Annotated in this window: 23 protein-coding genes; 13 read left to right on the top strand and 10 right to left on the bottom strand. The window is 68.4% G+C overall.

The window, feature by feature from the left end; genetic code table 11:
• Positions 1-57 precede the first annotated feature (57 nt).
• A complete protein-coding gene (gene dapA / locus GBO37_RS17185; RefSeq protein WP_046000330.1) occupies positions 58-933 on the top strand; it encodes a 4-hydroxy-tetrahydrodipicolinate synthase in 876 nt (291 codons plus the stop codon).
• A 64-nt stretch (positions 934-997) separates the two neighbouring features.
• On the opposite strand, the gene GBO37_RS17190 is transcribed toward dapA, so the two are convergent.
• Positions 998-2,197: a UbiH/UbiF family hydroxylase gene (locus GBO37_RS17190; RefSeq protein WP_194886234.1), complete on the bottom strand. Its 1,200-nt coding sequence runs from the start codon at positions 2,195-2,197 to the stop codon at positions 998-1,000.
• Between the two features lie 71 nt (positions 2,198-2,268).
• Positions 2,269-2,931 (bottom strand): pyrimidine 5'-nucleotidase, encoded by a 663-nt coding sequence (locus GBO37_RS17195; protein ID WP_252930151.1) that lies wholly within the window; start codon positions 2,929-2,931, stop codon positions 2,269-2,271.
• Positions 2,932-2,995: 64 nt separating this feature from the next.
• Here GBO37_RS17195 and GBO37_RS17200 point away from each other — a divergent pair, with 64 nt between their 5' ends.
• The 6 genes from GBO37_RS17200 to ilvD all read left to right on the top strand — a co-directional run bounded on the left by GBO37_RS17200 (position 2,996) and on the right by ilvD (position 8,306).
• Positions 2,996-3,619 carry a GntR family transcriptional regulator gene (locus tag GBO37_RS17200; RefSeq protein WP_252930153.1) on the top strand — a complete coding sequence of 208 codons (624 nt, stop codon included), beginning with the start codon at positions 2,996-2,998 and terminating at the stop codon, positions 3,617-3,619.
• Positions 3,612-4,244, top strand: a complete 633-nt coding sequence (locus GBO37_RS17205; RefSeq protein ID WP_252930154.1) for a DNA-3-methyladenine glycosylase 2 family protein — start codon at positions 3,612-3,614, stop codon at positions 4,242-4,244. The genes GBO37_RS17200 and GBO37_RS17205 overlap by 8 nt, the downstream gene beginning before the upstream one ends.
• A complete protein-coding gene (locus GBO37_RS17210; protein WP_252930155.1) occupies positions 4,241-4,897 on the top strand; it encodes an alpha/beta hydrolase in 657 nt (218 codons plus the stop codon). Before GBO37_RS17205 ends, GBO37_RS17210 begins: the two co-directional genes overlap by 4 nt.
• Positions 4,898-5,054: 157 nt before the next feature.
• The gene (locus GBO37_RS17215) at positions 5,055-5,654 is read left to right on the top strand and encodes an HNH endonuclease (RefSeq protein ID WP_045981097.1); all 600 of its coding nucleotides are present in this window, start codon (positions 5,055-5,057) and stop codon (positions 5,652-5,654) included.
• Between the two features lie 324 nt (positions 5,655-5,978).
• Positions 5,979-6,293 (top strand): multidrug efflux SMR transporter, encoded by a 315-nt coding sequence (locus tag GBO37_RS17220; protein WP_194886238.1) that lies wholly within the window; start codon positions 5,979-5,981, stop codon positions 6,291-6,293.
• Between the two features lie 174 nt (positions 6,294-6,467).
• Positions 6,468-8,306, top strand: coding sequence for a dihydroxy-acid dehydratase (gene ilvD, locus GBO37_RS17225; RefSeq protein ID WP_148911285.1), 1,839 nt, complete (start codon positions 6,468-6,470; stop codon positions 8,304-8,306).
• Between the two features lie 15 nt (positions 8,307-8,321).
• Here ilvD and GBO37_RS17230 read toward each other — a convergent pair whose 3' ends face one another.
• The 3 genes from GBO37_RS17230 to GBO37_RS17240 are packed head-to-tail and all read right to left on the bottom strand — an operon-like array spanning position 8,322 to position 9,740.
• Positions 8,322-8,771 carry a DUF305 domain-containing protein gene (locus tag GBO37_RS17230; RefSeq protein WP_252930156.1) on the bottom strand — a complete coding sequence of 150 codons (450 nt, stop codon included), beginning with the start codon at positions 8,769-8,771 and terminating at the stop codon, positions 8,322-8,324.
• 58 nt (positions 8,772-8,829) lie between these two features.
• On the bottom strand, positions 8,830-9,288 hold the full coding sequence (locus GBO37_RS17235) for an Lrp/AsnC ligand binding domain-containing protein (RefSeq protein WP_252930158.1): 459 nt from the start codon (positions 9,286-9,288) through the stop codon (positions 8,830-8,832).
• Positions 9,285-9,740, bottom strand: a complete 456-nt coding sequence (locus GBO37_RS17240) for an Lrp/AsnC family transcriptional regulator (protein WP_252930160.1) — start codon at positions 9,738-9,740, stop codon at positions 9,285-9,287. The genes GBO37_RS17235 and GBO37_RS17240 overlap by 4 nt, the downstream gene beginning before the upstream one ends.
• A 128-nt stretch (positions 9,741-9,868) precedes the next feature.
• Here GBO37_RS17240 and ilvC point away from each other — a divergent pair, with 128 nt between their 5' ends.
• On the top strand, positions 9,869-10,891 hold the full coding sequence (gene ilvC / locus GBO37_RS17245) for a ketol-acid reductoisomerase (RefSeq protein WP_045981101.1): 1,023 nt from the start codon (positions 9,869-9,871) through the stop codon (positions 10,889-10,891).
• Positions 10,892-11,017: 126 nt separating this feature from the next.
• On the opposite strand, the gene yghU is transcribed toward ilvC, so the two are convergent.
• Positions 11,018-11,881: a glutathione-dependent disulfide-bond oxidoreductase gene (gene yghU, locus GBO37_RS17250; protein WP_252930162.1), complete on the bottom strand. Its 864-nt coding sequence runs from the start codon at positions 11,879-11,881 to the stop codon at positions 11,018-11,020.
• A 99-nt stretch (positions 11,882-11,980) separates the two neighbouring features.
• Between yghU and GBO37_RS17255 the strand changes: the two genes are divergently transcribed.
• Positions 11,981-13,060 (top strand): PA0069 family radical SAM protein, encoded by a 1,080-nt coding sequence (locus tag GBO37_RS17255; protein ID WP_252930163.1) that lies wholly within the window; start codon positions 11,981-11,983, stop codon positions 13,058-13,060.
• Here the strand turns inward: GBO37_RS17255 and bmt are convergent.
• The 4 genes from bmt to rpsF all read right to left on the bottom strand — a co-directional run bounded on the left by bmt (position 13,057) and on the right by rpsF (position 15,480).
• Positions 13,057-14,031, bottom strand: coding sequence for a betaine--homocysteine S-methyltransferase (bmt, locus tag GBO37_RS17260; RefSeq protein ID WP_252930193.1), 975 nt, complete (start codon positions 14,029-14,031; stop codon positions 13,057-13,059). The genes GBO37_RS17255 and bmt overlap by 4 nt on opposite strands.
• Before the next feature lie 163 nt (positions 14,032-14,194).
• Positions 14,195-14,785, bottom strand: a complete 591-nt coding sequence (rplI, locus tag GBO37_RS17265; RefSeq protein ID WP_127897869.1) for a 50S ribosomal protein L9 — start codon at positions 14,783-14,785, stop codon at positions 14,195-14,197.
• Positions 14,786-14,798: 13 nt separating this feature from the next.
• A complete protein-coding gene (gene rpsR / locus GBO37_RS17270; RefSeq protein ID WP_042247758.1) occupies positions 14,799-15,026 on the bottom strand; it encodes a 30S ribosomal protein S18 in 228 nt (75 codons plus the stop codon).
• A 13-nt stretch (positions 15,027-15,039) separates the two neighbouring features.
• Positions 15,040-15,480 carry a 30S ribosomal protein S6 gene (rpsF, locus tag GBO37_RS17275; RefSeq protein WP_045981105.1) on the bottom strand — a complete coding sequence of 147 codons (441 nt, stop codon included), beginning with the start codon at positions 15,478-15,480 and terminating at the stop codon, positions 15,040-15,042.
• A gap of 223 nt (positions 15,481-15,703) precedes the next feature.
• Here rpsF and speB point away from each other — a divergent pair, with 223 nt between their 5' ends.
• The 4 genes from speB (at position 15,704) to GBO37_RS17295 (ending at position 19,899) form a co-directional block, all read left to right on the top strand.
• Positions 15,704-16,663: an agmatinase gene (gene speB / locus GBO37_RS17280; RefSeq protein ID WP_148911334.1), complete on the top strand. Its 960-nt coding sequence runs from the start codon at positions 15,704-15,706 to the stop codon at positions 16,661-16,663.
• 110 nt (positions 16,664-16,773) lie between these two features.
• A complete protein-coding gene (prfA, locus tag GBO37_RS17285; protein ID WP_046000018.1) occupies positions 16,774-17,829 on the top strand; it encodes a peptide chain release factor 1 in 1,056 nt (351 codons plus the stop codon).
• Positions 17,826-18,662 carry a peptide chain release factor N(5)-glutamine methyltransferase gene (prmC, locus tag GBO37_RS17290; RefSeq protein ID WP_252930164.1) on the top strand — a complete coding sequence of 279 codons (837 nt, stop codon included), beginning with the start codon at positions 17,826-17,828 and terminating at the stop codon, positions 18,660-18,662. The genes prfA and prmC overlap by 4 nt, the downstream gene beginning before the upstream one ends.
• 253 nt (positions 18,663-18,915) lie before the next feature.
• A complete protein-coding gene (locus GBO37_RS17295) occupies positions 18,916-19,899 on the top strand; it encodes a DUF4167 domain-containing protein (protein ID WP_252930165.1) in 984 nt (327 codons plus the stop codon).
• The last annotated feature ends 24 nt before the right edge of the window (positions 19,900-19,923 follow it).

The raw sequence follows: 19,923 nt of genomic DNA on the forward strand, positions 1-19,923 counted from the left end.
GGTTAGGGATGGCCGCGCAATTGCCTGCTTTCACCAAGGATCATCATGGAGCGTGTCATGTTCAAAGGGTCGATGCCAGCCCTGGTCACGCCGTTCACCCCGGACGGCGAGCTGGATCTGGACACGCTGAAGAAGCTGGTCGAATGGCATGTCGAACAGGGCAGCCACGCCATCGTGCCCGTGGGTACCACCGGCGAAAGTCCCACCCTGACCCATGACGAGCATCGCACCGTCATCGAGGAGGTGGTGCGTGCGGTGAACGGTCGCATCCCGGTCATCGCGGGCGCCGGGTCGAACTCCACGCGCGAGGGCATCGGCCTCTTGCAGCACGCGGCCAGCGTGGGCGCGGATGCGGGACTGGTCGTCACGCCCTATTACAACAAGCCGACGCAGGCGGGGCTGATCGCGCATTACACCGCGCTGACCGAGGCCTGCGATCTGCCGATCATCATCTACAACATCCCCGGGCGGTCGGTCGTCGACATGATGCCCGAGACGATGGGCGTCCTGGCGAAGATCCCGTCGATCATCGGGGTCAAGGACGCGACCGGCAAGCTGGAGCGCGTGAGCTGCCAGCGCATGACCTGCGGGGCGGATTTCATCCAGCTGTCCGGAGAGGACGCGACGGCCCTGGGCTTCAACGCGCATGGCGGCGTGGGCTGCATCAGCGTGACCGCGAACGTCGCGCCGCGCCTGTGCGCGCAGTTCCAGGAGGCCACGCTGCGCGGCGATTACGCGGCGGCGCTGGAGATCCAGGACCGGCTGATGCCGCTGCATCTGGCGATCTTCGTCGAGCCGGGGCTGGTGGGCGCGAAATACGCGATGTCGCGCCTTGGCCTCTGCCACGAGCGGGTGCGCCTGCCGCTGACGCCGCTGACCGAACCGACGCGCCATCTGATCGACGCGGCGCTGGAGCATGCGGGCCTGATCTGAGTGCGTCCCGCGACGGCGGGGGGCCAGCCCCCCGCACCCCCCGGTGTCGCGCGGTGCCGGTGTCTTAGCTGAGACCCAGGCCGGCCCGCATCATCATCCGGCGCACGGGTGCGATTCCGTACAACCCGCCCAGAGCCGCGGCGCGCAGGTCGCGCAGCGGGCGCAGCTGCGCCTGGCTGGCGCGATTCAGGGCGTCGATGGCCAGAATGCGTGCATAGGCGTCCGGGCGGCGCGTTCGGTTGTAGCGGGCAAGGCTGTCGGCGCTGCCCGGATCGGCGCGGCTGAGCTCCAGCAGCGCCGAGAGGTCGGCCAGGCTCATGTTCAGGCCCTGCGCGCCGATGGGGGGCAGGACATGCGCGGCCTCGGCGATCAGCGCGGTGCGGGGGCCGGCGAAGCGGTCGGCGATCTGGCTGACGATCGGCCAGGCGGTCAGGGGGGTCGCCTGGCGCAGGTGCCCCAGCACCCCGGCGGAGCGGTCGTTCAGCGCGGCTTCGAAGCCTGGGGCGGGCAGGGCCAGCAGCGCGTCGATGGCGGCGGCGTCGTCCATCCAGACCACGGCCGAACCGGGCTGTCCGTCACGGTCGGGCAGGGGGACCAGCGTAAAGGGCCCGCCGGAGCGGTGCACCTCGGTCGAGACGTTATGGTGGGGCTGTTCATGCGTCACGGCAAAGGCCAGCGCCTTTTGCCCATAGCGCCAGGTGCGCGTGCCGATGCCCAAGGCGCCCCGGACCGCGGAATCGCGGCCGTCCGCGCCGATCAGCAGGCGGGCGCGCAGGCGGCGGCCGTCGGTCAGGGTCACGACCGCGCCTTCGGATCGGGGCAGGACCGTCGCCGTGCCGGTGCCGTGGATCACCCGGACCGAGGGCAGGGCGCGGGTGCGGGCCATCAGCTCGCGCCGCATCAGCCAGTTGGGCAGGTTCCAGCCGAATGGCTGGTCGCCGATCTCGGCCGCGTCGAAGTCGCGGGTCAGGCGCGGCGTGGCGGTGGCGCCCCCGGCATCGACGATGCGCATGACCTGCAACGCGGTCGCATGGGGGGCGAGGTGTTCCCACAGCCCGATGCGTTCGAAGAGCGCGACCGAGGGCATCAGGAAGGCGGTCGAGCGCAGGTCGGCGCCCGCCGCGTCCTCCTCGGTCACCGGGGGGGCGGGATCGACGCAGAGGACCGAGAACCCCTCGGCCCCGAAGGCGCAGGCGGCGATCAGCCCGGCCAGTCCGCCGCCCGAGATCAGGATGTCGATGTCGTCGATGCGCGTGTCGGTCATGGCAGGCCCCTTCGGTTCCGGGTCAGACTGCCCCGCCGCGCGGGCGGGGGAAAGGGGCGGCGCTGTCGCAGTCAGACCAGCGCGCGCAGAAAGCCGGTCAGGTCATGGGTGCGGTGCTGAACATGCGGGCCGACCCCGCCGGTCAGCGCGTCGGGCCCGTGGCGACCGTCGCCCACCAGCACGGTGCGCATGCCCAGGTCGTGCGGGACGATCAGGTTGCGCGGGTCATCCTCGAAGAACGCGGCCCGGGCGGGGTCGATGCCGGACGCGGCCAGGATCGGCGCATAGGCGCGGGGGTCGGGCTTGGGGTGAAAGCCCGCCTCCTCGATGCCATAGACGGCGTCGAACAGGTCCTCGGGCAGGGCGCGGGCGGCCAGGACGCGGCGGGCATAGCCCGCGTCGCCATTGGTGTGGATGATCCGCCGCCCCGGCAGGGCCGCGATGGCGGCGGCCAGGTCCGGGTCGGGGGTCAACACCGAGAAGTCGATGTCGTGCACGTCGGCCAGATATGCCGCGGGATCGATCTGATGTTCGGCCATCAGCCCGGCCAGCGTGGTGCCGTGCAGCCGCCAGTAATCCGCGCGCAGGCGGTTCGCATGATCCTGCGGCACGTCCAGCGCGCGCATCATCCAGGCGGTCATCCGGACCTCGATCTGCGCGAAAAGCTGCGCCTCGGGCGGGTAGAGGGTGTTGTCCAGATCGAAGATCCAGGCGGTGACATGCGAAAAATCCATGCCCCGGGCATAGCTTGCGCGCGGACCGCTTGCAATTCGGCACGCGCGGGCCAATCGTTCGCGGATGAAAGACGCCTATTCCCTGATCCTGACCGCCATCGAGGGCGGAACATACCGCCCCGGCGACCGGCTGGTCGAATCCGAGCTGGCCGAGCGGTTCGGCGTCAGCCGCACCCCCGTACGCGAGGCGCTGCAGCGGCTGGAGACGCAAGCCATGTTGGTGCGCGACGGGCGCAGCCTGATCGTCGCTTCGCTGGACCACAACCAGTTGGCCGAGCTCTATACCGTGCGGGCCGAGCTGGAGGCGCTGGCCGCCCGCCTGGCTGCCCGCCACGCGACGCCGGAGGAGGTGCGCGTGCTGGCCCAGATGGTCGAGGAGGACCGCCGCACCAAGGGCGATCCCGAGGCGCTGGCGCGGGCCAACAAACGCTTCCACCGGCAGATCCACCTGGCGTCGCACAACCGCTATCTGGTGCAGCAGCTGGATCTGGTGCACCGGACCATGGCGCTGATGGCGCGGACGTCGCTGGCCGCCGAGGGGCGGGGCGAGACCGCGCTGGCCGAACATGCCCGCATCGTCGAGGCGATCGCTGCGGGCGACGGGGCGGCGGCGGACCGTGCGCTGCGCCAGCATATCTCGATGGCGTGGGAGACGCGGCTGAAGCTGGAGGCGCAGGCGAGTGGCTGAGCCGCGCCTGATCCTGACGCAGGCCGACATCGACGAAGGGGCCGCACATCTGGCGGCCGTCTGCCCGGTCTGGGCGCGGGTGCTGCCCCAGCTTGGGCCGCTGCCCCTGCGCCGCCAGCCGGACGGGTTCGCGGCGATGGCGCAGGCCATCGTGGGCCAGCAGGTGTCGGTCGCGGCGGCGGCGGCGATCTGGGGGCGGCTGCAGGCCGCTGGGCTGGACCGGGAGGCGACCCTGCGCGAGGCCGATGACGACAGCTTGCGTGCCGCGGGGCTGTCGCGTCCCAAGGCGCGCTATCTGAGGGGGATCGCCGCGGCGGGGCTGGACTGGCAGGGCCTGCGCGATCTGCCTGATGATGAGGCCATGGCGCGACTGGTGGCCCTGCCGGGCATCGGGGTCTGGACGGCCAAGATCTATCTGAAATTCGCGCTGGGCCGCCGGGATGTTTTCGCTGCGGGCGATCTGGCCCTGCAGGAGGCGGCGCGCGGCATGTACGGGCTGGCCGAACGGCCCGGGCCCAAGGTGCTGCGCGCGCTGGCCGAGCCTTGGGCGCCGTGGCGCGCGGTTGCGGCGCGGGGGCTCTGGGCCTATTACCGCTGGGCCAAAGGACGCGAGGGAATATCATGACCGAACCGCTGCAATCCGCCCGCCGGGGCCCCGAGAAGGCCGGATCGGTCGTCGTCTTCCTGCACGGCTATGGCGCCGACGGGACAGACCTTCTGGGCCTGTCCGAGCCGCTGGCGCCGCATCTGCCCACGACGGCCTTCTATGCGCCCGACGCGCCCGAGCCGTCGCGCAACAATCCGATGGGGTTCCAGTGGTTCCCGATTCCCTGGCTGGACGGATCGTCCGAAGTCGATGCCCGCATCAGTATGGGCCAGTCGGTGACTGCGCTGAACGAATTCCTGGACACCGTGCTGGCCGCCGAGGAGCTGACCCCCGACCGGATGGTGCTGGTGGGTTTTTCCCAAGGCACGATGATGGCGCTGCACGTGGCCCCGCGCCGCGACGTGGCCGTGGCGGGGGNCGTCGGATTTTCGGGCCGCCTGCTGACCCCCGAGGTCCTGGCGGAGGAGGCGCGGGTCAAGCCGCCGGTCCTGCTGATCCATGGCGACCAGGACGAGGTGGTGCCCTTCGACGACATGTCCCTGGCCGGCCAGACCCTGCAGGAGGCGGGATTCACCGTCTATGGCCACGTGATGCAGGGGACCGGGCACGGCATCTCTCCGGACGGGTTGTCGGTCGCGCTGGCCTTTCTGAAGGAGCATCTGCCCGGCTGATCGCGGGGTCGTCACGCTGCTGTCATCCTGGGCGTCTATGGGATGGTCCGTCGGGAATAGATGCGGGGGCTTGCCAGATCACCGCCGCCAGATATAGTCGACGCAACGGATCTGACGGGCGCCCCGGTCAACCCCACGGGGCAGACGGGAAGGCGCTATGCTGGACGACCATCTTCATTCCGATTTCCGAACGCAGTTCGTGCGCGAGCCGGCCAACCTGCGCCATTTCCCGGCGCTGGTCCTGAATGCCGATTACCGGCCGCTGTCCTATTACCCGCTGTCGCTGTGGCCGTGGCAGGAGGCGATCAAGGCGGTGTTCCTGGACAGGGTGACCATCATCGCGGAATACGACCACGAGGTGCGAAGCCAGCGACAGGCGTTCCGCATCCCCTCGGTGGTGGTGCTGAAGGATTTCGTCCGACCCCAGAAGCGCGTGGCATTCACGCGCTTCAATCTTTTTCTGCGGGACGAATTCTGCTGCCAGTATTGCGGGGCCAAGGGCGATCTGACCTTCGATCATGTCGTGCCGCGGTCGCGCGGCGGGATCACCAGCTGGGAGAACGTGGTCGCGGCCTGTTCGCCCTGCAACCTGAAGAAGGCCAACCGCAGCCTGCGCCATTCCGGCATGCAGCTGCGCAAGCCCGCGCGCCGACCGTCAGCGGACGAGATGCATGCAATCGGGCGGCGCTTTCCGCCGAACCACCTGCACGACAGCTGGATGGACTTCCTGTATTGGGACGCCGAACTGGACAGCTGAGCGATCAGCCGTCGTGATCGTGGCGGTCCGGGGTGTTCAGCTGCACCCGCGCGGCGGCCAGGATCGTCACGGCGATCAACGCGAGGAAATGGGTCAGCGGCATGGGACACTCCTTCTCCTGACATCCAATATGGGCCGCATGGGTCGGGTTGGGAAGGCCATGCGGAGAATGCGCGACGTTTTGACGGGGACGGGGCGGGATCGCGCCGAGATCCGGCGTCTTGACCGGAAGAATCAGGCGTCCTAGACGGGGCGGCAGAGGACGACCTCCCCCTGACGGGCTGACACTTCCGGGACGGCCCGGATCATTCGGAGGGTTCAGCCATGCCATGGCTTCTTCTGTTCACGGCCGGTCTTCTGGAAATCGTCTGGGCGACGGCGATGAAATATTCGGCCGGCTTCACGCGCCCCATCCCCACCATCGTGATGGTCGTCGGCATGGTCGCGTCGTTCTGGCTGCTGGCGACGGCGATGCGGTCGCTGCCCCTGGGGACGGCCTACATGGTCTGGACGGGCATCGGCGCGGTGGGCAGCTTTGTCGTGGGCGTGGTGTTTCTGGCAGAGCCCGTCACCGCGATGCGCATGGCGGCGGCAGGGATGATCGTCGCAGGCATCGTCACGATGAAGCTGGCCTCCTGACAGGCCCGAGGGCGGGGCGCGCTTGCGTCCCGCGACGGCCGGGGGCGCTGCGCCCCCCGGACCCCCCGCCGCGTCGCGCCCTGCCGACAGAAAACCGCGAAATTCCCGCGTCGGGGGTAATTTCCTTCCGTGCCGAGGGGTGATAGACGCAATGCCAGCCAAAGGAGATCCGCCATGCCCGCCTATCGTTCCCGCACCACCACCCATGGCCGCAACATGGCCGGCGCACGGGGCCTGTGGCGCGCGACAGGCGTGAAGGACAGCGATTTCGGCAAGCCGATCATCGCCATCGTCAACAGCTTCACCCAGTTCGTGCCCGGCCATGTCCACCTGAAGGACCTGGGCCAGCTGGTCGCCCGCGAGGTCGAGGCGGCGGGTGGCATCGCCAAAGAATTCAACACCATCGCGGTCGACGACGGCATCGCCATGGGCCATGACGGCATGCTGTACTCGCTGCCCTCGCGCGAGGTCATCGCCGATTCGGTGGAATACATGGTCAATGCGCATTGCGCCGACGCGATGGTCTGCATCAGCAACTGCGACAAGATCACGCCGGGCATGCTGATGGCATCGCTGCGCCTGAACATCCCTACCGTCTTCGTGTCGGGCGGGCCGATGGAGGCGGGCAAGGTCGTGCTGCAGGACGGTCGTGTCAAGGCGCTGGACCTGGTCGACGCGATGGTCGCGGCGGCCGATGATTCGGTCAGCGACGAGGATGTGCAGGCGATCGAGCGGTCGGCCTGCCCGACCTGCGGGTCCTGTTCGGGCATGTTCACGGCCAATTCGATGAACTGCCTGACCGAGGCCCTGGGCCTGTCCCTGCCGGGCAACGGATCGACCCTGGCGACCCACGCCGACCGCAAGCGGCTGTTCGTCGAGGCGGGCCACCTGATCGTCGACCTGGCCAAGCGCCATTACGAGGGCGACGACTTCAGCGTCCTGCCCCGCAACGTGGCCAGCTTTGCCGCCTTCGAGAATGCGATGACCTTGGACATCGCGATGGGCGGGTCGACCAACACCGTCCTGCACCTGCTGGCCGCGGCGCATGAGGCCGAGATCGACTTTACCATGTCCGACATCGACCGCCTGTCGCGCAAGGTGCCGGTGCTGTGCAAGGTCGCACCCGCGAAATCGGACGTGCACATGGAGGATGTCCATCGCGCCGGCGGCATCATGGCCATTCTGGGCCAGCTGGACCGCGCCGGACTGCTGGACACCTCGGTGGGCAGCGTCCATTCCGGCACGCTGGCACAGGCGCTGGACCGGTGGGACGTGTCGCGCACGACCGCGGCGTCGGTGCACGATTTCTTCCGCGCGGCGCCGGGCGGGGTGCCGACGCAGACCGCGTTCTCTCAGGCGAACCGCTATGACGACGTGGACCTGGACCGCGAGACGGGCGTGATCCGGTCGTCGGAGCACGCGTTCTCGCGCGATGGCGGGCTGGCGGTGCTGTACGGCAACCTGGCCGAGGACGGCTGCATCGTGAAGACGGCGGGGGTGGACGATTCGAACCTGACCTTCGAGGGGCCCGCGCATATCTTCGAAAGCCAGGACGACAGCGTCAGTGCCATCCTGACCGGCAAGGTCAAGGCCGGAGAGGTCGTGCTGATCCGCTATGAAGGACCGCGCGGCGGGCCGGGGATGCAGGAGATGCTGTATCCGACCAGCTATCTGAAATCCAAGGGTCTGGGCAAGGAATGCGCGCTGGTGACCGACGGGCGGTTCTCGGGCGGGTCTTCGGGGCTGTCGATCGGCCACGTCTCTCCCGAGGCGGCCGAGGGTGGCACGATCGGTCTGGTCGAGCAGGGCGACCTGATCCGCATCGACATCCCGAACCGCAAGATCGAGCTGGTGGTCGACGACGCGACCCTGGCCGCCCGCCGCGCCACCCGCGATGCGGAAGGCTGGAAGCCCGCCAAGCCGCGCAAGCGCAAGATCACCACGGCCCTGCGCGCCTATGCGGCGATGACCACCAGCGCGGCAAAGGGTGCCGTCCGGGTGATCCCGGAGTAAGTGGCGGGGCGCCGGTCACCTGGCGCCCTCCAATTCGCCGATCAGCGCCTCCATCTCGGCGATCTCGCGGCGCTGCGTCTCGATGATGCCATCGGCTAGTGCGCGGACACGGGGATCGGTGATCTTTGCCCGGGTGCTGGTCAGGATGGCGATGGAGTGATGCGGGATCATCGCCTTCATCCAGGACACCTGGTCCACCGTCGCCTGACTGCGCACCATCGCGACGCCCAGGCCAAGGACGACGGCCGCCCCCGCCAGGGTCGCGACATTGGCGCGGCGGTTCGCGAACATCCTCCACATCGCGACCAGCATCACGATCGCCATCCCGCCCCCCATATACAGGGCCATCCAGGCGCGGGTCTGACTGAACCGGACATGCGACAGATCCCAGGTGTTCAGATACATCATCGCCAACATCGCAACGGTCGAGACGGCGATGGTCGCCAGGAAGCGGACATGGGTCATGGCATGGCCTTTCACAAGAAGTGCCTGCCCCCAACAGGGGACCCACGCCGATGTTCCCTCAGCCCAAGGGACCGGGGCAGCGTTCCTCGGACAGCATCACGTTCGCCTCGACCTGGCCCACGCCGGGCAGGGTCATGATGCGGCGGCGCAGGATGCGTTCGAAATCGCTGATGTCGCGGGCGGTGATTCGCAGCCGGTAGTCGAACTGGCCCAGGACGTGCTGGACCAGCTGCACCTCGGGGATGGCGGTGACGGCGCGTTCGAAATCCTCAAGCCCGGTGCGGCCCTTGGCGGCCAGCTTGATCCCCAGGAACACGGTCACGCCAAAGCCCAGCGCGGCCGAGTCCAGCACCACGCGCCGGCCGGCGATCACGCCCTGATCCGTCAGCCGCCTGATGCGCCGCCATGCGGCAGGCTGGCCGATGCCGACCGCGCGCCCGATATCGGCGGCGCTGGTGGTCGCGTCGCGTGCCAGCGCCCGCAGGATGGCCAGATCGGTCGCGTCCAGGTCGGTCACAGGGCCAGGTCCTCGCTGTCCTTGATGGTCGCGACCAGCATCAGCGCGTCCAGTTCGGCGATATGCGGCAGGGTCAGGATGCGGTCGCGATAGACCTGCTGCCAATGCGCCATGTCGCGGGCGATGACCGAGGCGCGCCAGTCGACGCTGCCCAGGAAGGACTGGATCTCGATCACCTCGGGGACCTGGCGCAGGGCCGCGACGAACTCGTCGAAGGCGCGCGGGTTCGTCTTGTCCAGCGTGAAGCGCAGGCTGACCTCGACCGCCCAGCCCATCGCGCGCCAGTCGATGCGGGCCTGCACGCCGCGCAGGACGCCCGCCTCGCGCATCCGCTCCATCCGTCGCCACAGGCTGGCCGCGGTGACGCCCGCGCGTTCGGCCAGCGTTGCATTGGCGGCGGCGGGATCGGCCAGAAGCTGGCGCAGGATGCGGCGATCGGTTGGGGCGGGCATGAAAGTCATGAGATTGGCATAATCATGGCATGATCTTTTCGCAAGATGCCTGAACCATTGATCGAATGCGGAGGTTCGAACCCGGTCCACAGGTTAGAACGGTATCAGCAAATCGAAAGGACTTCCCCATGCGCGTTTACTATGACCGCGATTGCGACGTGAACCTGATCAAGGACGCCAAGGTTGCGATCCTGGGCTATGGCAGCCAGGGCCATGCCCACGCCCTGAACCTGCGTGACAGCGGTGCCAAGAACGTCGTCGTGGCCCTGCGCGAGGGCAGCCCGTCCGCCAAGAAGGCCGAGGGCGAGGGCCTGAAGGTCATGGGCATCGCCGAAGCCGCCGCCTGGTGCGACGTCATCATGTTCACCATGCCCGACGAACTGCAGGCCGAGACCTACAAGAAGTACGTCCATGACAACCTGCGCGAAGGCGCGGCGATCGCCTTTGCCCACGGCCTGAACGTGCATTTCGGCCTGATCGAGCCCAAGCCCGGCGTCGATGTCATCATGATGGCGCCCAAGGGCCCCGGCCACACGGTGCGCGGCGAATACACCAAGGGCGGCGGCGTGCCCTGCCTGGTCGCGGTGCATCAGAACGCCTCGGGCAAGGCGATGGATATTGGCCTGTCCTACTGCTCGGCCATCGGTGGTGGCCGGTCGGGTATCATCGAGACCAACTTCCGCGAGGAATGCGAGACGGACCTGTTCGGCGAACAGGCGGTCCTGTGCGGCGGCCTGGTCGAACTGATCCGCATGGGCTTCGAGACGCTGGTCGAGGCCGGCTACGAGCCCGAAATGGCCTATTTCGAGTGCCTGCACGAGGTCAAGCTGATCGTCGACCTGATTTATGAGGGCGGCATCGCGAACATGAACTACTCGATCTCGAACACGGCTGAATACGGCGAATACGTGTCCGGCCCGCGCATCCTGCCCTATGACGAGACGAAAGCCCGCATGAAGGCCGTCCTGCGCGACATCCAGACCGGCAAGTTCGTGCGCGATTTCATGCAGGAGAACGCCGTCGGCCAGCCGTCATTCAAGGCGACGCGCCGCATCAACGACGAGCACCAGATCGAACAGGTCGGCGCCAAGCTGCGCGAGATGATGCCCTGGATCTCCAAGGGCAAGATGGTCGACCGCGCGCGCAACTGATCGGTCGAAGCCGGGGGTTTCACACCCCCGGACCCCGGTGGGGTATTTGGGCAAAGAAGATGTCATTCTCCTTTGTCCAAATACCCTGGGGGGAGTCCGAAGGACGGGGGGCAACGCCCCCCTTCCTCATGCCTGCAGCTTGTCCTGCGTCTTCGTCTGGAAATCCGACGCGTCATGGCGTTCATGCAGCTGTTTCGCGGGATCGCCGGACACGTTGTTCACCATGATGCCACGCTGAACCGCCGGGCGCGCCGCGATCTCGGCCTGCCAGCGATGCAGGTTGCGATAGCTTTCGGCATCCAGGAAGGTCGCCGCATCGCCGTAGGCGCCCCCCGTGATCAGTCGCCCGTACCACGGCCAGATCGCCATGTCGGCGATGGTGTAGTCGTCGCCCGCGATGAAGCGGCTATCGGCCAGGCGCTTGTCCAGCAGGTCAAGCTGACGCTTGACCTCCATCGTAAATCGGTCGATCGCGTATTCGATCTTGGTGGGTGCATAGGCGTAGAAATGCCCGAAGCCGCCGCCCAGATAGGGGCCCGCGCCCATCTGCCAGAACAGCCAGTTCAATGTCTCGGTTCGTGCGGCGGGATCCGTGGGCAGGAAGGCCCCGTATTTCTCGGCCAAGTAAAGCAGGATGGATCCTGATTCGAAGACCCTCTGCGGGGGGCTGACCGAATGGTCCATCAGTGCGGGGATCTTGCTGTTCGGGTTCGCCGCGACGAAGCCGCTTCCGAACTGATCGCCGTCACCGATCTTGATCAGCCACGCGTCATATTCGGCGTCATGGCCGGCCTCCAGCAGCTCCTCCAGCAGGATCGTGACCTTCTGCCCGTTGGGCGTTGCCAGCGAATAAAGCTGCAGCGGATGCTGGCCCACGGGCAGGTCGCGGTCATATTGGGCCCCGGCGGTGGGCTTGTTGATGCTGGCGAACTGGCCGCCATTCTCCTTGCCCGGGGTCCAGACCTTGGGCGGGGTATAGTCGTCGCTCATCGGGATGTCCTGTGATTGCGTCGGATCAGAGATGTGGGCGGGCTTGCGGAACATCAACCGGGGGCTTGCGATGTTCTTATTATGTTCTATAATTGCAAGATGCTTCCGCCCCGTGATCCCGACCAGCGCATCAAGGCCCGTGGGGCCGACACTCGCCCCGCGGGGCGGTACGAACAGCAGGTCAGGACCCGCGAAGCCGACGACTGGGACATCGCCGAGGATCAATCCCTGCTGCGGACCGAGGTAACGGTCGAGCGCCCGCGCAGCATCATCACCCGCAATACCTCTCCGGACATCAGCTTCGACCGGTCGATCAATCCCTATCGGGGGTGCGAACATGGCTGCATCTACTGCTATGCGCGGCCGACGCATGCTTGGCTGGGCCTGTCGCCGGGTCTGGATTTCGAGACGCGGATCACCGCAAAGCCCGATGCGGCCGACCTGCTGGCGCGCGAACTGGCGCGGCCCAGCTATCGCCCCGCGCCGATCGCCTTGGGCACGAACACCGATCCCTATCAGCCGGTCGAAAAGCGACTTGCGATCATGCCCGGTATCCTGCGGGTGCTGCGCGATTGGAACCACCCGGTGACATTGGTGACGCGGGGCCAGACAGTCCTGCGCGATCTGGACCTGTGGGCGGAACTGGCGGCACGCGATCAGGCCTCGGTGGGTGTCAGCATCACCACGCTGGACGCGGATCTGGCCCACACGCTGGAACCGCGCGCGCCGGCACCCGCGACCCGTCTGCGGATGATCCGGGATCTGTCACGCGCAGGCGTGCCGGTCCGCGTGATGGTCGCCCCGGTCATCCCCGTTTTGACCGAGCCCGAGATCGAGGCCATCCTGACCGCCGCGCGCGAGGCGGGCGCCACCNCCGCCACGATGATCCCCCTGCGTCTGCCACATGAGGTCGCGCCGCTGTTTCGCGATTGGCTGGAACGGCACCGGCCGGGGATGGCCGCGCATGTGATGAACCGCGTGCAGGACATGCGCGGCGGACGCGACAACGACCCGCGTTTCGGCCACCGGTTTCGCGGAGAGGGCCTGCACGCGCAACTGGCCCAGCAGCGGTTCCGGCTGGCGCGAACCAGGTTGGGGTACCGCACGGGCGGGCCGGCGCTGGACTGTTCGCGGTTCGGGCCGCCGCCCAAGGCCGGGGACCAGCTGTCGCTGTTCTAGTGGCGGCGGTCGTCCTCGCCGCAGCTGCTGAAGGCGCCCAGCAGTGCGGTGATTCGGTCCAGCGCGGGGCGGGGGCCGCGGGGGCGGGTCTCCAGCGCCTCGTGCATCGCGCGCAGATGCGCGGGCATGGTCCCGCAGCAGCCGCCGATGATCCGCACGCCCAGGTCGCGCGCAAGGCAGGCGTAATCGGCCATCAGTTCGGGCGTGCCGTCGTAATGGATATGGCCATCCTGCAGATGCGGCACGCCCGCGTTGCCCTTGGCGATGGTCGGGCGTTCATTGCCCGATGCGGCAAGACCGGTGACCGACCGCAGCAGGTCGGACGCGCCGACGCCGCAATTGGCGCCATAGGCCACGGGCGGATTGGGCAAACGTTCCACCGCGGCGGCCAGCTGTCCGGGCGTCACGCCCATGATCGTGCGGCCCGCGGTGTCAAAGCTGAGGCTGCCACACCAGGCCATGCCGGCCAGGCGCGCGGCCTCGGCCGCGGCGCGCAGCTCCTCCAGCGAGGAGAGGGTCTCGACCCACAGGATGTCGGCGCCGCCGTCGCGCAGCGCCTCGGCCTGTTCGTGGAACATCTGGACGGCACGCGCATGGGTCAGGCTGCCCATCGGGGCCATGAATTCGGCGCTGGGGCCCATGCTGCCCGCGACGATGACGGTGCGGCCCGCGCGGTCGGCCTGATCGCGGGCGATCTCGGCGGCGCGGCGGTTCAGTTCGGTGACGCGGGCGGCGGCGCCATGGCGCGCAAGACGGCTGGCATTCGCCCCAAAGCTGTTGGTCAGGAACAGATCGGACCCGGCCTCGATCGCGCTGCGGTGCAGGGCGGCAATGCGGTCGGGATGGGTGGCGTTCCAGATCTCGGCCGGGGTGTCGGCGTCCAGGCCCATGTTGAACAGGGCGGTCCCCGTTGCGCCGTCGGCCAGCACGTGCGGGCGGGTCTGCAGCATCAGGGACAGCGCGTCGGTCATCACCACTTCCTTGGCCACGGCCAAGGGGGCCGGGGCGATGTCGGGTCCAGTCATCAGGTCCATGTCGGGATGTGTCACAGCAAGGAGAATTTTGACAGGAACGAATGAAAAACCGCGCCGGTTTCCCGGCGCGGCAAAAAAGTCTGCGCTTGATCCGGTGGGATCAGTTGCGGTCGCGGTCGTCGCCTTCGCCGTCATCGGCACCGCCGATGTCGTCGAACAGTTCGGCGATCTCGAACTCGGCCTCGGCGTCGGCTTCGGCGGCCATGTCCTGGATGGACTTGCCCTGCGCCTGCAGCTCCGCCTCTTCGGCCGAGCGGGCGACGTTCATGGTGATCGTCGCCTCGACTTCCGGGTGCAGCACGACGGTGACGTCATGCAGGCCCAGGTCCTTGATCGGCTCGCGCAGGACGACCGACTTGCGGTCGACGGTGAAGCCGGCCTCGGTCGCGGCCTCGGCCGCGTCACGCGTGGTGACCGAGCCGTACAGCGCGCCCGAATCGGATGCGGAACGGATGACCACGAAGGTCTGGCCGTCCAGCTTGTCCGCGATCTTCTGGGCTTCGGCCTTCGACTCCGCGTTGCGGGTCTCCAGCTGCGCCTTCTGACCTTCGAACGCCTTGATGTTGGCTTCCGACGCGCGCATCGCCTTGCCCTGGGGCAGGAGATAGTTGCGTGCGAAGCCTTGCTTGACGTTCACGACTTCGCCCATCTGGCCCAGCTTGGCCACACGTTCCAGCAGGATGACTTGCATCGTTCAGGTCTCCTTACTTGACGACATAGGGCAGCAGGGCCAGGAAACGCGCGCGCTTGATGGCACGGGCCAGCTCGCGCTGTTTCTTGGCCGAGACGGCGGTGATGCGCGAGGGCACGATCTTGCCGCGTTCGCTGATGTAGCGCTGCAGCAGGCGGGTGTCCTTGTAGTCGATCGCAGGTGCGTTGTCGCCCGAGAACGGGCAGACCTTGCGACGACGGAAGAAGGGTTTATTGGCCATTCGTCAGATCCTCTCAGTTCCGCTCGCGGCGTTCGCCGCGGTCGCCGCCACGATCACCACGGTCGCCGCGATCGCGGTCGCCACGGTCGCCCCGGGGTCGGTCGCCACGGTCACCGCGCTCGCCACGCTCTTCGCGCTTCTGCATCTGGACCGAGGGGCCTTCCTGATGCTCGTCCACGCGGATGGTCATCACGCGCATCACGTCATCATGCAGGCGGGCCAGGCGTTCCATCTCCAGCACGGCGCCCGAGGGGGCGTCGGTGCGCAGGAAGGCATAGTGGCCCTTGCGGTTCTTGTTGATCTTGTAGGCCAGGGTGCGCACACCCCAGTATTCGTGCTCGACGACCTTGCCGCCATTGTCGGCGAGAACGGTCGAGAAGTGTTCGATCAGCCCTTCGGCCTGCGTGTTCGACAGGTCCTGGCGGGCGATCAGCACATGCTCGTACAGAGGCATGGCGATCCTTTCGGTTTGAATGCGCATTTCATCGACGGGCCGTCCCTTCCGCACCCGTCACGAGAGGCTGCGCCGTTACAGTCAAGCTCAGGCGGAAGGATGGCGTGTCATAGCAGCGAACCGCGCGGATGCAAGGGTTTTCGCCCCCGGCCGCGTCCGGCGCCCCTTGCGCCCGTCCATGCGCGCGGCCAATCTGGCCGCCGGCACGACAGGGGGAGCGGCGATGGCGCTGGAAGATGCGAAGACCCAGGTGGATCAGGCCTTCACGCGCGACAGCCTGCGCGGGCTGTCCTTCGAGAACGCCTTTGGCGGGGCCACCAGCTTTCTGCGCCGCCGCTATACCAAGGACCTGGGCGGCGTCGACGTCGCGGTGACGGGCATCCCCTTCGACCAGGCGGTGACTCACCGGCCCGGCACACGCTTCGGACCGCGCGCGATCCGCGAGGCGTCCAGCCTGCAGGCCTTCGATCCGCCCTATGGCTGGGGCTATGATCCGATGGCGGTGCTGGACGTGGTCGATTACGGCGACATGGCGTTCGATTACGCCAATGTCCGCGAGGTGCCGGCCCGGATCGAGGCGCATGTCGGCGCGATCCTGGATGCGGGTGCGGCGCCGATCACCCTGGGGGGCGATCATTTCATCACGCTGCCGATCCTGCGCGCGGTCGCGGCGCGGCGGGGGCCCGTGGCACTGATCCAGTTCGACGCGCATTCCGACACATGGTTCGACGACGACCCGGACCGGATCGACCACGGCACGTTCCTGTACAAGGCGATCAAGGCGGGGATCGTGGACCCGGCGGCCAGCGTGTCGATCGGCATCCGCACCGACAATCCCGACACGCTGGGCGTGACCATCCTGGATGCGCCGTCGGTGCATCGGGACGGGATCGAGGCGACGCTGTCGCGGGTGCGGGCGGTGGTCGGCGACCGGCCCTGCTACGTGACCTTCGACATCGACGCGCTGGACCCGGCCTTTGCGCCGGGCACCGGCACCCCGGTCTGGGGCGGGCTGGCCAGCTGGCAGGCGGCGACGCTGCTGCGCGGGCTGGCGGGGATCGACCTGATCGGCGGCGACGTGGTCGAGGTCTCTCCGCCCTATGACACGACCGGGGCCACGGCGATCGCGGGCGCGCATGTCGCGCTGGAGCTGATCGCGCTGTTCGGCTGGTCGCGGCGATGAGTTGCGTCCCGCGCCGCGCCGGGGGGCTGCGCGCCCCCCGGACCCCCCCGGCGTCGTGCCGGAATGCAAGGGCGCTTGTACGGTCCGGGGCCGGGGGGTAAGCCGCATCCATGTTGCCCCAGGACCGCCTTGACCAGATCGCCGCCCGCTTCGAGTTTCTCGAGGCGCAGCTGAATGCCGGCCCCGCCGCCGACCAGATCGCCAGGATCAGCCGCGAATATGCCGAGCTGAAGCCGGTCGTTGCCCAGATCGACCGCTGGCGCGCCGCCCAGGACGGGCTGGTCGAGGCCCGCGCCCTTCTGGCCGATCCCGAGATGCGCGACCTGGCCGAGGACGAGCTGCGCCGTCTGGGCGCATTGCTGCCCGCGCTGGAGCAGGACCTGCGGTTGGCGCTGCTGCCGCGCGATGCCGCGGACGCGCGCCCCGCGATCCTGGAGATCCGCCCCGGAACCGGGGGCGACGAGGCCGCGCTGTTCGCGGGCGACCTGCTGGAGATGTACCGCCGCCACGCCGAGGCCCAGGGCTGGCAGTTCCAGACGCTGGAACTGACCCGGACCGAGCTGGGCGGCATCAAGGAGGCCATCGCCCGGATCGAGGGCGAGGGCGTCTTTGCCCGCCTGAAATACGAATCCGGCGTGCACCGGGTGCAGCGGATCCCCTCGACCGAATCGGGCGGGCGCATCCATACCAGCGCGGCCACCGTGGCCGTCCTGCCCGAGGCCGCCGAGGACGTCGAGATCGACATTCCCGCGACCGACATCCGCATCGACACGATGCGCGCGTCCGGCGCGGGCGGCCAGCATGTCAACACGACCGATTCGGCCGTGCGCATCACCCACCTGCCCACCGGCATCGTCGTCACCAGCAGCGAGAAGTCGCAGCACCAGAACCGCGCCAACGCGATGGCCGTGCTGCGCGCCCGTCTCTATGACATGCAGCGCGCCGCCGCCGATGCCGAACGATCCGCCGACCGGCGCGCGCAGGTCGGCAGCGGCGACCGCAGCGAGCGCATCCGCACCTATAACTTTCCGCAGGGCCGCATGACCGACCACCGCATCAACCTGACGCTTTATGCCCTGGACCGGGTCATGGCCGGCGACCTGGCCGAGATCATCGACGCGCTGACCGCCCATGACCAGGCCGCCCGCCTGGCCGAGGCGCAGTGAGGCTGTCGGACGCCCAGGCCCAGGGCACGGCGCTGCTGCGCGCGGCGGGCATCGCGGGCGCGTCGCGTGATGCCGACCGCATCCTGGCCGCGGTGCTGGAGATCGAGCCGGGCCAGCTGCGCATCACCGACGACCGCGCGCTGACCGACGATCAGGCGACGCAGTTCAACCGCGGCATCGCGGCCCGCGCCCTGCGCCAGCCCGTGGCCCAGATCACCGGTTTCCGCGATTTCTGGGCGCATCGCTTCAAGGTTACGCGCGACACGCTGGACCCGCGCCCCGAGACCGAGGCGCTGGTCGAGGCGGCACTGGCGCGGCCCTGGCGGCGGGTGCTGGACCTGGGGACGGGGACGGGGGCGATCCTGATCTCGCTTCTGGCGGCGCGTCCGGGGACGACGGGCCTGGGCACCGACATATCCGAGGCCGCGCTGCAGGTGGCGCGTCACAATGCCCGGCGGATCGGCGTCGACGCGCGGTTCCGCCAGGCCGACTGGCTGGACGGGGTCGAGGGGCCGTTCGACCTGGTCGTGTCGAACCCGCCCTATATCGCGGCGATCGAGATGGCGCTGCTGGACCCCGACGTGCGCGACTGGGAACCCCGCCATGCGCTGACGGACGAAGGCGACGGGCTCGGCGCCTATGGCACCATCGCGGCGGGCGTGCGCGGTCTGCTGTCGCCAAAGGGCGCCGCCCTGGTCGAGATCGGACCGACCCAGGGCGCGGCGGTCGCGGCGCTGTTCCGGGCGCAGGGCGCGCAGGTGCGCGTGCTGCCCGATCTGGATGGACGCGACCGGGTGGTGCTGGCGGATTTCGCGCCCGCTGCGGCGGTTTGACGCCCATTTCGGCGTGGTTTTCGCAGTTTTCCCTTGTCTGGCCCGTCATTGCATGGTTAGTCGGCAGCGTGCGACAGGCCCTAGCCGTCGCATGGGTCAGCCTGACAACTGCCGATACCGAAGGGTGCATCTGGTGCGCCGCGGTTGGGCAAGGCAGGGCTGAACGGAGTGGTCACAGCCCCCGTATCCGTCCGACACCGCCGTCCAGTTCACGCTGGCATCCCGACGCCCGGAAACATTACAGACAAGACTGATGAGATCATCAAAATCCCGCTCGCGTAGCAAATCGAACCGCCAGCGCACGCTGGGGAACATCACCAATCGCGTCTTTGACAGCTCGGGGCCCGAGGGCAAGGTGCGTGGCACCCCCCAGCAGATCATCGAGAAATACCTGACGCTGGCGCGCGACGCCCAGCTGTCCCATGACCGCGTCGCGGAGCAGAGCTTTCTGCAGCACGCCGAGCATTACACCCGCATGCTGGGCGAGGCGAACCGCGAGATGGCCGAACGCCAGGGCCGCCCCGACGATGACGGCTATCAGAGCAACATCGGCAGCCATGGTTATCACCAGGGCGGCCAGACCGGCGGTCAGAACAACGGTGGCCAGAACAGCGGCGATCGGAACAATGGTGGCCAGAACGGCAACCAGGGCCAGCAGGGCGAGGGCAACCAGCGCCGCGACCATCAGCAGCGCGACGGCGGACAGCAGCGGGACCAGCAGCGCGATGGCGGACACCAGCCCCGCGACGGCCAGCGCGATCACCAGGCCCGCGATGGTCAGCCCCGTGACAACCAGGGTCGCGACAGCCAACCCCGCGACAATCAGAATCGTGACAATCAGGCCCGCGACAATCAGGCCCGCGACAATCAGGGTCGTGACAGTCAGCGCGACAACCAGCCGCGTGAGCAGCGCCCGCGGTCCGAGCCGCGCCTGGACGCGCGCGTCGAGCCGCGTCAGGACCCGCGTCCCGACCTGTCCGAGGAGAACGCACCGCAGTTCCTGCAGCAGCCCAGCCTGCCCGAGGTGATGCCTGCCACTGAGGACGACGGCGGCGCCGCCGTCCGCACGCCCGAGGCGGAAGCCCCGGCCAAGCCCGCACGGACCCGCGTCTCGCGTCCCCGCGCACCGCGTGCCGTGTCCGAGGACGGGACGCCTGCGCCGACCCGCAGCCGCCGCAAGCCCGTGGCCGAGGCCGAGCGTCCGGCCCCTGTCCGCCCCGAGGGCGATCAGGACTGATCCGGGCCGATCATCGGAAAGATA

The organism is Paracoccus sp. 08 (assembly GCF_024105395.1).
Classification (GTDB): Bacteria; Pseudomonadota; Alphaproteobacteria; order Rhodobacterales; family Rhodobacteraceae; genus Paracoccus; species Paracoccus marcusii.

Coding starts and splice junctions, on each gene's coding strand:
- rplI (WP_127897869.1), bottom strand. CDS start 14,785: ATGCAAGTCATCCTGCTGGAACGTGTGGCCAAGCTGGGCCAGATGGGC.
- speB (WP_148911334.1), top strand. CDS start 15,704: ATGGCGCTGGAAGATGCGAAGACCCAGGTGGATCAGGCCTTCACGCGC.
- GBO37_RS17295 (WP_252930165.1), top strand. CDS start 18,916: ATGAGATCATCAAAATCCCGCTCGCGTAGCAAATCGAACCGCCAGCGC.
- GBO37_RS17215 (WP_045981097.1), top strand. CDS start 5,055: ATGCTGGACGACCATCTTCATTCCGATTTCCGAACGCAGTTCGTGCGC.
- GBO37_RS17240 (WP_252930160.1), bottom strand. CDS start 9,740: ATGCCCGCCCCAACCGATCGCCGCATCCTGCGCCAGCTTCTGGCCGAT.
- GBO37_RS17190 (WP_194886234.1), bottom strand. CDS start 2,197: ATGACCGACACGCGCATCGACGACATCGACATCCTGATCTCGGGCGGC.
- rpsF (WP_045981105.1), bottom strand. CDS start 15,480: ATGCCTCTGTACGAGCATGTGCTGATCGCCCGCCAGGACCTGTCGAAC.
- GBO37_RS17195 (WP_252930151.1), bottom strand. CDS start 2,931: ATGGATTTTTCGCATGTCACCGCCTGGATCTTCGATCTGGACAACACC.
- rpsR (WP_042247758.1), bottom strand. CDS start 15,026: ATGGCCAATAAACCCTTCTTCCGTCGTCGCAAGGTCTGCCCGTTCTCG.
- GBO37_RS17200 (WP_252930153.1), top strand. CDS start 2,996: ATGAAAGACGCCTATTCCCTGATCCTGACCGCCATCGAGGGCGGAACA.
- dapA (WP_046000330.1), top strand. CDS start 58: ATGTTCAAAGGGTCGATGCCAGCCCTGGTCACGCCGTTCACCCCGGAC.
- prfA (WP_046000018.1), top strand. CDS start 16,774: ATGTTGCCCCAGGACCGCCTTGACCAGATCGCCGCCCGCTTCGAGTTT.
- bmt (WP_252930193.1), bottom strand. CDS start 14,031: ATGACCGACGCGCTGTCCCTGATGCTGCAGACCCGCCCGCACGTGCTG.
- ilvD (WP_148911285.1), top strand. CDS start 6,468: ATGCCCGCCTATCGTTCCCGCACCACCACCCATGGCCGCAACATGGCC.
- ilvC (WP_045981101.1), top strand. CDS start 9,869: ATGCGCGTTTACTATGACCGCGATTGCGACGTGAACCTGATCAAGGAC.
- yghU (WP_252930162.1), bottom strand. CDS start 11,881: ATGAGCGACGACTATACCCCGCCCAAGGTCTGGACCCCGGGCAAGGAG.
- GBO37_RS17230 (WP_252930156.1), bottom strand. CDS start 8,771: ATGACCCATGTCCGCTTCCTGGCGACCATCGCCGTCTCGACCGTTGCG.
- GBO37_RS17220 (WP_194886238.1), top strand. CDS start 5,979: ATGCCATGGCTTCTTCTGTTCACGGCCGGTCTTCTGGAAATCGTCTGG.